Source organism: Paenibacillus sp. J22P143, assembly GCF_059692035.1.
This window is the reverse complement of sequence record NZ_JCAUAQ010000036.1, coordinates 1-13,004: the sequence shown is the minus strand read 5'-3', so window position 1 is coordinate 13,004 and position 13,004 is coordinate 1. Positions and strand designations below refer to the sequence as shown.

Here is a 13,004-nt window from a genome sequence, read left to right as displayed (position 1 = left end):
CTATATACTACGTAGTTCCTTGCGATACACCGAGGGTGCAGATCCGCTCCATTTGTGGAATTGCTTCGAGAAATAGAGCGCATCGTTGAAGCCGACAGAGGACGCAACCTGATCGATCGTCATGGCGGTTGTCATCAGTAGCTGCTTGGCCCGATCCATGCGGATGTTGAACAGATACTGCATCGGCGATAAGCCGGTGGATTGTTTGAACATTTTGCACAAATAAGTACGATGATAGCCTAGACTACGAGCGAGATGCTCGATAGAGACCGTTTGGGTGTACTGCAATTCTAAGTAGCGGATGGCTTGTCCAATTTGGCGTTTAATATCGCTTTCAGCTGCAGGCTTAACGGAGATATGTTGTGTATTCGCACGTCCTAGCTCACGAAGCAGCAGGCGCAGCCAGCCCTCGGCTTCCAGTTCCTCTAACTGTGGAAAAGCGGTTTGGCTAAAGCAGGAGCGGATATGGCGATAGTAGTGCCGAATTGTACGCGGCGTACTGCCAGTTATGACGGCTTGCTCGGGTGAGACGCCAATTTGTGCGAGAGTGGTGCCTGCGGCTCGCCCGGTAAAGGCAACCCATGTATAGTGCCAAGGCGTTTCGGCATCAGCGGTGTACGTGAACAGCTCGCCTGGATAAATGATGAACGAATCTCCAGCCGTGCAGGCGTACGTTCGGCCACACATTTCAAAGGTACCTGTTCCGGCATGAACCGTGTGCACCAAGAAATAGTCATGAACAGCAGGGCCCATTCTATGCAAGGGGTTGGGTTTGCCTTCACCGCTAAAAAGGACAGATAAATCAAGATTACTGTGAAGCGGGTTAATACTTACTGTGAAGTAGGTGTGTTCCGGTTGCATAGGAGCCTCGTTATGTTTTCTTTTGAGCGTACCTGATTAAACTACAAATGTCCATATTGGAGTTGTTTCAATCCATATTTTTCAAACCGGGCTTGCGCTATAGTAAGGATATGTTAATAGATGAACTATTGGAGGAGAATCTCACATGTCCAAAATTACTTTTTTAGGTGCAGGAAGCACGGTTTTTGCGAAAAATGTACTTGGTGATTGTTTGCTTACACCCGCGCTGCAAGGCTTTGAAATCGCTCTCTTTGATATTGATCATGAACGGTTACAAGATTCAGCTAACATGCTGAATAACATCAAAAAAACAAGTGGAAGTACCTCGATTATTAAAGCGTATACAGACCGAAAGGAAGCACTGAGCGCTGCCAAATATGTGGTAAATGCGATCCAAGTAGGTGGCTATGATCCATGTACGATTACGGATTTTGAAATTCCGAAGAAGTACGGATTGCGTCAAACGATTGCAGATACGGTTGGGATTGGCGGTATTTTCAGAAACTTGAGAACGATCCCTGTCATGTTGGACTTTGCTGCTGATGTGCGCGAGGTATGCCCAGATGCGTTGTTCCTAAACTACACGAATCCGATGGCGGTTTTGACCAATGTGATGAACACGTATGGCGGTGTGCGTACAGTTGGATTGTGCCACAGCGTGCAAAGTTGTGTGCCGGAGCTGTTTAAACACTTGGAGATTGATCAAACAGGGGTCAAAGCGAAAATTGCCGGTATTAACCATATGGCGTGGCTGCTCGAAGTGTCCAGGGATGGTGTCGATCTCTATCCGGAAATTAAGCGTCGTGCTGCTGAGAAGCAAAAAGAGAAGCACAAGGACATGGTTCGTTACGAAATGATGCTGAAATTCGGCCATTATATTACCGAATCCTCTGAGCATAATGCGGAGTATCATCCGTATTTTATTAAGCGAAATTACCCAGAGCTTGTGGACCGTTTCAATATTCCATTGGATGAGTATCCGCGCCGTTGTATCGATCAAATTAGCCGCTGGAAGCAAATGCGCGAGGATCTCGTGAACGATGCGAATCTAACGCATGAGCGTTCGCATGAGTATGCTTCGTATATTTTCGAAGCGATCGAGACCGATGTTCCGTTCAAAATCGGCGGTAACGTCATGAATACCGGCTTGATCACGAACTTACCGCGTGAAGCGTGTGTAGAAGTGACTTGCTTGGTTGATCGCAACGGCGTTACGCCTACGTATGTAGGAGATCTGCCTCCGCAGCTGGCGGCGCTCAACCGCACGAACATCAACACGCAGTTGTTGACGATTGAAGCGGCGATTACACGTAAACGTGAGCACATTTATCACGCGGCAATGCTGGATCCGCACACATCAGCGGAGCTGTCGATGGACGACATCGTCGCGATGTGCGATGAGTTGATTGCGGCTCACGGCAAGTGGCTGCCTGAGTATCACTAAGAAAAAGGTCGCGGGGATGGTTGTCCCTGCGACCTTTTTTGGCTTGTGAGCGAGGGGGGGAGATAGGCTCGGAAAACGAGCCTAAATGGTAAAAGAAAATAAACCATTAGACCAGGCAAAATATAGTATTAGACTGGGAATGGCATTAAGCTAACGACAAACAATAGTTGAGGAGCTTGCTACACGGCAGCTCCTATTCGTTCTTCTTGAAGTAAATGTGACACTGTCTTCTCATCGATATTGGACTCTTTAGAGATAGATTTCAGTATTGTAGCAACAGACAGATCATTTTGATAGTAAGAGGTTAATGCAGAGAGGATCATATTCTCTTCAATTACAGAATCTACGGCTATTTTATCTGTTTTTTGAGCGCTATATCCCTTCTTTTCCTTTAGATGTTGTTCGATATAAGGATTTTTTTTAGAATCGATTACTATTGTTGAAGCCGTGCTTTTGCTTGAATCTAATTTTTCTGTATTATCTGCAAGGACGGTAGTACTGCTCAACATCATGGCAGCACTCAATATGACGAAAATTTTCTTTTTCATTTATTTGACATTCATATCAATTAATGGAATAAATACTGTTTTATTGTAATTTATGAACTCGTATATTACAAGTTTTAATTTGAAATTTATCCCATATTTTTATGATATAATGATTAATGGTATAATCATCTATAATAAGGGGAGGGATCAAATGATTGCTAAAAAGCCGAATTCAAGAAGATTTAGAATTATCTTGATACTATTAATGATATTTTTGGCGTTAATTATTATTGAACAGTTCTCAGCTATCCAACGATATATTGCTAAATCTGTAGTTCAAGTTTATGTTTATATTAATTACGGGAATACTTTGTCGTTCAAGGAAATCGAGTACGTACCTCAGTTCGGTGATTATATTGTCTCGTATAAAAACAATGACAATGAACAGTTTTCATTCATTGTTACCCCAAAATTTTTTCCTTTGTTCGTAAAATATGATTCTATAAAAAAACAATCACTTCATATAAGTTGAGGGTAACGGAAATAAGAAAAGAAGAAGCCTGCGGCAAAAAGTCCTTATGTTGAACTCTATAATTTGATTGTGCCTAAGAATAATTTGCTTCGACAAATTAATGAACTCGTGGATTTTTCATTCATATACGAAGAACTTCAGGTCAATTACTGTCTCGATAACGGTCGTAATGCGATCGATCCGATTAGAATGTTTAAATATTTGTTGCTTAAGGCTATTTTTGATTTGTCCGATGTCGACATCGTTGAGCGTTCTTGGGAGGGAGTTGCAATGTTGGGGAAAATAACAGGAATACTTGGAATCATCTTTGCTGTAGTAACTGGTGTTATTGGAATCTATAGTTTAATTAATGACTCCGGGGATCAGAATAGAATTTGGTGGACGATGGTTTCACTTGCTTGTTCTATCACTTTCGATGGTATTTCTAATTATTTTTCAAGAAAAGAAAAAAGGGGGATGTTTTCAGCGATAATGGGAGTACTACTGTTGTTATTCGTAATCATCCAATTTCGATTCTAAAATTATTCATCTAGGGGGATAGACAAGCGTAGAGATGTGAAATATTTAATCACCACTAGCAATTGCATAAACTTTAATTTACTTGAACTGAATAGAAGGATATCCTTATCAAGCGCTAATCTTTTTGAGACCCTCCCCCGCATGAATTTTTTTTTTCGTAACGAGCAAACCTATAAGCCCTAAAGGTGAAATGGCGAGCTGCGGGAAGGGAGTCGGAGGGGGCCATACTACCAATGATCCGGCGGACAACATAACCCTGGGGAGGGAAGGGCGCCGAAAGGCAATACCTCACTTCGTTTACGGGATACTCGACAACTCCAAAATACCCTCTATCTTGCGGCTAAGGAGAACCCAAAGCGTAAGTTTCATGCGCTGTACGACAAAGTATTCCGGAAAGATATCCTGCAAGAAGCATGGAGAAGAGTGAGAACCAATCGTGGAAGTGCCGGCATCGATGGACAATCAATCGAATTCATCGTTCGAGAGATTGGTGAAGAATTCTTCATCGAAGAGATAAGGCAACAGCTAATGAATGGGGAATACCGACCGTCTCCGGTCAAACGGAAAGAGATTCCGAAGCCTGACGGAAAGACGCGTCCCTTGGGTATTCCAACGGTCCGTGACCGGACTGTTCAGATGGCTACCAAACTGGTGATCGAAGGCATATTCGAAGCAGATTTTAAAGATTGCTCTTATGGATTTCGCCCCAAGCGGTCGGCTCATCACGCAATAAAGAGCATCCGGGAAAGCATTAATTGGGGAGTCGCCGTCAACTGGGTGGTCGACGTAGATATTACTGGCTACTTCGATAATATCTCCCACAGCAAGCTGATGAAACTGGTCGAAGAACGCATCTGCGACAGGCGCATTCTAAAGTTAATTAGACAGTGGCTTGAAGCAGGCGTAATGAAGAATGGCGTTCGGCACTGTACGGAGATCGGTAGCCCACAAGGCGGCGTAATTTCTCCGCTTCTTGCCAATATCTATCTCAACTACCTCGATACGATATGGGAGAAGCGATTCTCTCATCTGGGCAAGCTAGTCAGGTATGCAGATGATCTTGTCATTCTTTGCCGGTACAAGCCGCAGGCAATCGAAGCTATTCATGCACTCAAGGCCATCTTCGGAAAACTAGAGTTAACCATGAACACGTCAAAATCAAAGTTAGTATGTCTATGGAAGAATCAGGATGGGTTTGACTTTCTTGGTTTTCACCACAGGAAGATGCCACATCTCCATAAAAAAGGGGTTATGTATAGACTTCGAAGCTTTCCATCGAAGAAAGCGATGAAGAAGATGCGCACTCGTTTGAAGGAAGAAACGGCATCCAGAGGTCGGTTAAACTGGCCGTTAAAGCTGATGGTCGAACTACTGAATCCTATGATCCAAGGATGGCGTAACTTCTACGCTCATCAAGATGTGGATCGAAGTATGGCAAACCGTTTCCTAGCGAAAGTGGACTGGTACATCCTGAGGAGATTGAGACTGTTCTGGAATAACAAACACAGAAAGCGCAAGCGGAATTGGTCAGAAATGAATATTCTGCTTCAACGTACAGAACTGAAAACATTATGCACATGGAAAAACCGTACTGTCCTGGATGAAGAACGTCGGAAAGCCGTATGCGGGAAAACTGCAAGTACGGTTTGATGAGGAGGGGCTGGGATCCCCAGCCCTTTACTCTACTTAGCGAAACCTTAATGAATTTTAGAACGTCTAATATACTGATTTCCAATTTCAGGGAGAACGAAGGAGAAAAGACATGTCGCAGAAAAATGGCTATACACTTTTTATTATGATTTTGGCTTACAGTTTTAACGATAGGGGCAGTAAATAAAATAGTGGTTCCTCTTAGCAATCAACGACCAGTTTTGGCGAAACTAATAGGCAAGATAGGAAGTATATAGTACAATAGTTCCTAAACTAGGAGGTTATAATTTGAACAAGTCTATCTTATTTTCAGTGATGCTTACATTTGCGCTATTAGCTGGTTGTAGCAAAGATACAAATGAGAAGGATACACCCACACCCACAGCAACTACTACCACTACTCCTGCTGAGCAAGTCAAGGAAACAAAAGAGCCCACCAAAGAGCCGACACCCACTGCTTCACCGGAAGCTAAAAAGGATAAAAAACGTACCGCTGACGAGCAATTATCACTTGATTACATTAATGTGTACCTCAATGGAACCGATGTTGAAGCAAAGAAAAAATTTGTTGAGGATAATGTACATGACGACATGAAACCCTTATTTACTCTAGGAGCGAATTCTGTAACTGAAGAGAATGAGATGTACAAAAACCCTGTAGTCGAAGGCTCGGCAGATTATGATACTTCTGGCGTGAAAGGAACCGCTGTTCTTATTAAAAACGATTCTGAGAAAGAGCTGATTGCTTTAGTGTTTGAAGGGAAGCTCGGAATTGTTTTCAATTCAGAGGATACTGATGTTTCAGTTAAAAAATCATTTGACGACATGCGATCAAAGATTAAATAAACACAAAAAAAGCCCCCGACCATTTTAGGAGGCCACTGAAAAACTTGCGTTTTTCGGAAGATCATCGATCTTTATATGTAAAGTCAAATAAAAAAAGAAAAAATCCGTTTAAAGCCATCTTACAGGCTAAAAACGGATTTTTTGTGTTCTGAAAAGCCTTTTAAATTCTTCGTAAAGACTTTTTCAGTGGTCTCCCATTTTAGGTAACAAGAAGTAAGAGTATCATACAGAGCAAAGGGTTTTGAGTGGAAATATATACCAATTCTGATCTTATAAACATGAAGCCTTACAATTACGAAATGGCGCATCCACGCTCAGTTTTTTCCTAACCACTCCCTTTTACTAGAGAACTTTCGGAAGAAGTGTATAGCTAGACAGTAGAAAGATCTCGAATCCGTACTCCAAGAAGGAGATTTGATTAAAACGGTGTAGGCAGGGGGGGACATTACTTCATTAAGCTTAACGGGCAGTAGAGCGTGGTGTCATCGGAATGCTTTTGTGGAATTATTAGGAAAAATAATGCAACGATATAGAATGTTTATACGTCTAATATGTGTAGAAACGGGGTGTATGCATGATACGAACAAAGATAACGATTGGAGTGCTTATTGGAATCATCGGGGTGTTGGTAATGATCATAGTTATTAATTTAACGACTGACAACAAAAATGCACTTGAAAGAAACGATATTATCCTTCACCATTTCAATAAGGTGGATGTAGACCGTTTAAATGAGATGGTTCAGCGTCATAAAAGTGGAAAAGGCGACTATCTCGTGCTCATTCCACCGATTATCGACGGTGGTTACTGGATTCATGATGTGCAATCAAATGGCAGGGAGGTCACCTGGACCATTGATAATACCAGAGATGGAATGAGTTCTGAGCATGGAAAACAGGTTTACAGATGTAAGAGGATTAGCATGGATGAGATAAAAAATCATTATGTGTATACACTTAATCAATGTGACAATGAAGGTGAAAAGAGCATACCAATTTTTAGCCTACTCAAGGAAGATGTTTTGTTACGCTAACTGGGAACGAGAGTTCAATAAGAATATGTGAAGGCAGCGGAACCGTTTAGTTCCGCTGCCTTTTCTCAAGTAATGGGCAGTTTAATGGAATTAAATGGAAATTGTGCTATAATATAAACGGAACGAAAAAACATTTGGCTGGGAGTGCAGATGCATCGGTGATCCATTTTGGTGAAATTCTAGTTATTCACTGACGGGATCTGCAAACAGGATTGGAGTGTGATTTATACTGAGGAAAGCAATTAAAATACTGTGAATTTTATTCAGTTTAATCACAGTATTATAATGAATTTTAGTATGTATAGACAAGAAATTAATCAAATGATAGACAGTTTACCTGATGAAGAATTACTGAAAGTTTACTGGTCCATTGAAGCTATCCGCCAAAAATATCTCTTTACTAAAAACATTCATGATAAAGGGGTAGCTATTTTAACCTTATTAGATAAAGAGCATGGAATTATGGACCTGTGGGATAGTACATTTGCAAAGAACATTAGCGACGAGACCAAAAGTGAAATTCGTTATAATCAGTATAAGTGGCATATTTTTAGTTTTAAGAAGCAAGATTGTATTGAAAAAGATGCAGCGAGAAACGCATTTGATGCTATGACTAAAAATGAATTATTTGTCATGTATCAAAATATACCTGATATTGTATTTGAATATAATAACGCTAGTGATATTGTTGCATCCGATTTTGATTTGAACAAGATATATATCTATTTGATAAGAATTTTACATGGACGTACGTATACACCCATGAATCAATGTGCGGACCATACTTTTACAAAAGTGTTTAGGGATAGTTAAGCTTTTCAAAAAACGAAGCAAATTATTGACAACAGGCTGCTGGAATAATCGGCAGCCTGTTGAACTAAAGGGCATGTTAGTAATAAATGTTAATATTTTCTAATTTATTTTAATATGATAAGCGAGGTGAAGAAATGAATATTGAGAAAGAAATCAGGCAATTAAAATATCAAATTAAACTACTTAAATTTATGGTCAATGGTGATGAATTTCCTTTTTTTATGTATGCTTTGGATAATGATTTCGAGGAAACTCAGGTCAAAGCTATAATGAAGATAATATTAGCTTTCAATTACCGTCTATACGAGGGCGGTGATAATATCTACCATAGTTATCACGAGTTAAACAAAGATGATGAATCGTTAAAGACGTTGTTAAAAACTTATCAAATTGACACCTACGAGATATACAAAACTGAATTACCAAGTATCTCCGAGTTCAAACATTACTTGAACTGTATCTTTGCTGATAAAGAAATAAATGCAAAACACTTTATCTTAAATTTAAAAAGACAATCATTTAATAAGGAACTATGTGATTATCTATTGAACCAATTTGAAGGACATTAACAAAGAAAAGTTGTTCAACTACCAGGTAACTATAGCTCAATAGACATCAGGAGAAGATTGCCGACAGCAACGGCAGCCTTCTCACCTAACGGGCAGTTTGGCGCAACACAACATATATACAAGCCGTATGTTTAATAAGTGAACTATACAAGGAGGAACGAATGAAATATTTCACTAAAGAGTGTTATGAAGAAGCACAGATAAGAAGTTTTTTGACTTTTCATGAAACGGAGAAGGAGTGGGAAGACCACATTGCTTTGTATGAATCTGAAGGTTGGAACTTCAAAGAATCTTGTAAGAATAACTTGGAGTATAAAAGAGCTGATTTACTCAAATATCTCCCAGCATCCTTTCATCCCTATATTCAAGACGGAACATTAAAATCACAATTTCCTTCAGAAGAACTTAGAAAAATGGCTGACCAATGGCTATTGGAGTATGATGAGAGAGCGAAAGCAAAAGGGATTACATATCGGAACTACTATAACTCCATAAAAAGGTCACTCCCCGAGAATGTTATTCAGTTGTATGAGAAGTCTTTACACGATGCACGAGTAACTTCGATTGAGAAGACTTTGAAAGACACGTTTATCATGACATTGGATTGTAGAGGCGGTTATCATTATTTAACGGATATCAGGCTAACCTTTACAGGAGTACAGAAGAATCAACCTACTAACTTAAGCGTAGGGAGTGGCTGGCTTTATGATGAAGTTTACCTCACAGAAACAGGTTTTGAACTTCATGTGTTATTAGAAGGTCCTTTAGTGGAGTTTACTATCTCAGCTGAAAACGTTAATATCGAGGTTATTTCATAATTCAGTGTTAAGCTATCGGTGAACGATAGTTGAGGGGCTTGCTTCGCGGCAGCTCCTCTTACGTTTATTAAGTAAGAGGCAGTATAGTTGAGCAACAGAAATGTTAATATTGGATGAAATACCATAAAATCAAACCTTTATAAATATCCCACGTCTATACTGTTATGAATCTTCTAAATTAAAGAGAGGGGTTCTTATGATATCATCTAAGATAAAATTATTTGTAATTCTAAATGTTATGCTATTTCTAATGATTGGCTGTAATAATGGCAATAAGGAGAGTGCTGTTAATGAATTCTCAATCTATTTGGTTAAAGAATTTTCTACAACTGAAGCTATGAGTAAAAAGCTTGATGATCTTCCTTTAGAAACTATACCTGTGGTTACCGACAAGGAAATTAGAACATACGATTGGACAGAACATGAATTCACAATGAAGGAAGGCATTAGTTTAGAGGAAAAGTTAGATGGGAAAGTATCTTTAAGTGGCAAACCTTTTGTTGTAGTTGTTGGTAATGAAAGAATATATCTAGGGAGTTTTTGGTCCTATTTATCTTCTCAATTTAATCCTGATATTCCAAAGATCTCTTCTGGGTGGAATAAAGGAAGCGATAACGATATGTACAAAATACAATATGGAAAAAATCAGGATCCTAGAGACAATACTAAAATATTTGAGGTATTAAAAGGATTAGGGAAAGTTATTAATTTTTAATTCTTCTAGGGAGTGCTGAGTATTAGGCTGCATCAGCATATTTTCAGGGATTATACTTCACTATCGGGTACTTTAGCATAATAAAACATCAGAACGAGGCTGCCGGTTTTAAACGGTAGCCTCGTTGAGCTAACGGGCAGATTAACTCAGCAACTCATTGATATAATTCGAGGATATAGCTAATTATTCTGAGGCATATTGTGAGTGAAGTCGTTTACTGATTTCTCGTAGCTTCTCTGGGCTTAAATTTTCTTCGTTTGATTTTCTAACAGAGATGAGTAAGGAGTATCCTAAATTATTGTCAATTGGGCGTGCGTTCTCAAGCTTGTATAACTTATAGCGTCTTTTACTTGGGGGATAAGTAATAAAAGCAGAGTGATCAGAATTGGGAGATAGACCCATTTTCTTCAATCTAGCCTTAGTGAACATATCTTCAGGTGCTTTATTAGCAGTGAACTGTTTCATGTTACCTCCTTAGATCACTTGGTTTGTTTCAATTATTTTATCAAAGGTTTGACCATTGCGCTAAGGCAGAACGATAGCACAATAAACAGGGAGCAGATTGCCACGGCAGCTGCTCCCTGTTTTCATATTTCGACGCATAAATAAAACACAGGCTGCCCATTATGCGCGGCAGCCTGTGTTTTTACTGTTTATCTGTTGGAATCGGTGTTACTTGCTTGTATTCAACAAGCTCAATCTTAGGTTTAGCTGAGGAGTTTTTTGCTTCTTGGTTGCGATAAGGAGAGTCGACATTCAACGTGATTTGGTCAAGACCCCAACGAGGATTTCCATCTTGAGGAAATACCTTAAACATCATTTTTACTTGATAAGTAAATTTAGTGGGACTTACTAGGCGTTTTATTTCTACAATATTGGTGTCAGTCCAAAAAACTTGAGAACCACCATACTTGTCTAGAACGAACTTATTTAACTCGGGTTGAATGGAATCTAAAAAAATGTCCTCTGTTGTTGCGTAGGTCGTTTTATAAACTGCACTTTCTTTCGGTTCGGCATAGATTGGTTGAGTTGCCAAAGCCATAACAAGAAATGAAGTTGGAAGTATTGAATACTTCACGATTTTTTTCATTTAAAAATCACCTCATTGTTAAAATCCCCCATGAACCTTTCTTTTATTCAAAAATTTAGTTGCCTCGTTTACGTCATTAATCCATTAAGCTAACGGGCAGTTTAGTGAAATAGTATGCGTGTAAGAAAGTTATAAAATGGAAACTTTTCACTTGTTCTCTTCGTCTTATTTTTAGGAACTAAATGTTGGGAGTGATGAGTTTTGAAAAAGTTTGTTTTAGGTCTAATTTGCGGAATTGATTGGAACATTAAACCAAGACATTGCGACTAGTGGCTGGAACGACTTTGGCAGTTCGACAAATTATTCAACTGTCCATTTCAAAGTAGTACATAGCCTTTTTGGAAATACTCTTGCTGATGCGGTTAGAGCATCCTGTTAATTATAAAATCTTTTGGAGGAATGTCATTATGAAGAAAATGATTATAGTAGGTAGTTTATTTGTTGCAACATTAACATCTGGCGTTATATACCATCAACATTCTGCAGAAGCGCAAAAAGCCGCTACACCTCAATTAGCCACATTAACTGAGAAAATGTTTAATTCAATTGATTACTATACTAACGTTAGTGGTTCTTATACCTATAAAAGTTCAAGTTCTTTCAGTAATGTAGATTTCGATGTTCAAGAAGGCGATATTGCATCTGCAGGTAGTACAGTTAATTTAAAAGATAACAATGGGAAAGTTGTTAATAGCAAGACTTCAGACAAAGACTTTCAACTAAATATTAATGAGTCTGACAAGTCATTTACTAAAGTTCCAAGGGTAAAGAATCAAATTTTTGATAAGCCTACAGGACCGCGAGTTCAAATTATTGATGGCGAGCGTAATATAAAATACCGTTCAGACCCTGCATTTTCAGGTGAAGCAGCTATTGTAACTTTTCCGCAACAGGTAGCTCTTTGGGTTGAAGATGAGACAAGTAATTCCAGTATTACACGCCATGAAAATTTATTCGGGCGAGATGCAACTATTATTGAAGGTGTTGTTCCTATAGGGGTGAAAAACTCAGGTGCTAGTTTCAATATGTCAGTTGATACCCAAACAGGAATTCTTCTGAAGCTCAGCGTAGATGAAGCGAATGGTACAAATAAGTTGAAACTAAATGTAACAAATATTGATATTTCTTCCGAGAAAAGGAACAAGAAATTTGATACTAGTGATACAAAGGGTTATAAAGACAACAGTCCTAAAGAACAAATTACGAAGTGATAACATGCAATATGTATTTTAGCAGTGGTTTAAATCTAGTACTAACGTGGACACATTATCACCATCGCTACCTGTGACTTGTCGCGTGTTTAAATCTGAATAAAATATAGAACAGCCCTCAACTTGAAGACAAGGTGGGGGCTGTTTGACGCTTACTCAGGACCTAGACCGATTAACAGAACCGAATCGGAAAAATAAATATTTACTGATACTTTCTGCATTTGTATTCGTATCAGCAATCTCAATAATAATATGGAGGGCTAAATTGCGGTTCAAAAAATAACACGTCCACTAAACTAACGGATAAGTACGACAAGTTCTGCTATAAGCATCACATAGTGTGAAAAGCAGGAGATTACAGCAGTGATCTCAACTTTACAACCGAGGATGGGAATGACGGAACCATGTATCCCGA

Annotated in this window: 14 protein-coding genes and 1 pseudogene; 11 read left to right on the top strand and 4 right to left on the bottom strand. The window is 39.1% G+C overall.

The genetic code is table 11. From position 1 onward, the window contains the following. Positions 1-861 carry an AraC family transcriptional regulator gene (locus AC58PQ_RS27225; protein WP_497247142.1) on the bottom strand — a complete coding sequence of 287 codons (861 nt, stop codon included), beginning with the start codon at positions 859-861 and terminating at the stop codon, positions 1-3. Positions 862-1,006: 145 nt separating this feature from the next. Here AC58PQ_RS27225 and AC58PQ_RS27220 point away from each other — a divergent pair, with 145 nt between their 5' ends. Beyond that, positions 1,007-2,305 carry an alpha-glucosidase/alpha-galactosidase gene (locus AC58PQ_RS27220; protein WP_497247140.1) on the top strand — a complete coding sequence of 433 codons (1,299 nt, stop codon included), beginning with the start codon at positions 1,007-1,009 and terminating at the stop codon, positions 2,303-2,305. A 179-nt stretch (positions 2,306-2,484) separates the two neighbouring features. Here AC58PQ_RS27220 and AC58PQ_RS27215 read toward each other — a convergent pair whose 3' ends face one another. Beyond that, positions 2,485-2,853: a hypothetical protein gene (locus AC58PQ_RS27215; protein ID WP_497247138.1), complete on the bottom strand. Its 369-nt coding sequence runs from the start codon at positions 2,851-2,853 to the stop codon at positions 2,485-2,487. 535 nt (positions 2,854-3,388) lie between these two features. On the opposite strand from AC58PQ_RS27215, the pseudogene AC58PQ_RS27210 reads away from it, so the two are divergent. From AC58PQ_RS27210 to AC58PQ_RS27170, 9 genes and pseudogenes are all read left to right on the top strand, one after another. Further along, positions 3,389-3,580: pseudogene (locus AC58PQ_RS27210) on the top strand (transposase); the annotation flags it as partial. Between the two features lie 15 nt (positions 3,581-3,595). Beyond that, a complete protein-coding gene (locus tag AC58PQ_RS27205; RefSeq protein WP_497247188.1) occupies positions 3,596-3,844 on the top strand; it encodes a hypothetical protein in 249 nt (82 codons plus the stop codon). Between the two features lie 372 nt (positions 3,845-4,216). Continuing rightward, on the top strand, positions 4,217-5,494 hold the full coding sequence (gene ltrA / locus AC58PQ_RS27200) for a group II intron reverse transcriptase/maturase (protein WP_497247186.1): 1,278 nt from the start codon (positions 4,217-4,219) through the stop codon (positions 5,492-5,494). A gap of 288 nt (positions 5,495-5,782) precedes the next feature. Continuing rightward, positions 5,783-6,340, top strand: a complete 558-nt coding sequence (locus AC58PQ_RS27195; protein WP_497247136.1) for a hypothetical protein — start codon at positions 5,783-5,785, stop codon at positions 6,338-6,340. Positions 6,341-6,914: 574 nt separating this feature from the next. Continuing rightward, entirely contained in the window at positions 6,915-7,373 is a 459-nt protein-coding gene (locus tag AC58PQ_RS27190; protein ID WP_497247134.1) for a hypothetical protein, read from the top strand. Between the two features lie 297 nt (positions 7,374-7,670). Continuing rightward, complete coding sequence (locus AC58PQ_RS27185; protein WP_497247132.1) at positions 7,671-8,186, top strand: DUF4275 family protein; 516 nt, start codon at positions 7,671-7,673, stop codon at positions 8,184-8,186. A 134-nt stretch (positions 8,187-8,320) separates the two neighbouring features. Next, positions 8,321-8,755 carry a DUF1878 family protein gene (locus AC58PQ_RS27180; RefSeq protein WP_497247130.1) on the top strand — a complete coding sequence of 145 codons (435 nt, stop codon included), beginning with the start codon at positions 8,321-8,323 and terminating at the stop codon, positions 8,753-8,755. A 161-nt stretch (positions 8,756-8,916) separates the two neighbouring features. Beyond that, a complete protein-coding gene (locus AC58PQ_RS27175) occupies positions 8,917-9,573 on the top strand; it encodes a DUF4085 family protein (protein ID WP_497247128.1) in 657 nt (218 codons plus the stop codon). 196 nt (positions 9,574-9,769) lie between these two features. Next, positions 9,770-10,288, top strand: a complete 519-nt coding sequence (locus AC58PQ_RS27170; RefSeq protein WP_497247126.1) for a hypothetical protein — start codon at positions 9,770-9,772, stop codon at positions 10,286-10,288. Between the two features lie 183 nt (positions 10,289-10,471). On the opposite strand, the gene AC58PQ_RS27165 is transcribed toward AC58PQ_RS27170, so the two are convergent. Next, positions 10,472-10,753, bottom strand: a complete 282-nt coding sequence (locus AC58PQ_RS27165; RefSeq protein ID WP_497247124.1) for a hypothetical protein — start codon at positions 10,751-10,753, stop codon at positions 10,472-10,474. Positions 10,754-10,934: 181 nt separating this feature from the next. Continuing rightward, positions 10,935-11,378 (bottom strand): DUF3888 domain-containing protein, encoded by a 444-nt coding sequence (locus AC58PQ_RS27160; RefSeq protein ID WP_497247122.1) that lies wholly within the window; start codon positions 11,376-11,378, stop codon positions 10,935-10,937. 407 nt (positions 11,379-11,785) lie between these two features. Between AC58PQ_RS27160 and AC58PQ_RS27155 the strand changes: the two genes are divergently transcribed. Next, entirely contained in the window at positions 11,786-12,589 is an 804-nt protein-coding gene (locus AC58PQ_RS27155; RefSeq protein ID WP_497247120.1) for a hypothetical protein, read from the top strand. Positions 12,590-13,004 lie beyond the last annotated feature (415 nt).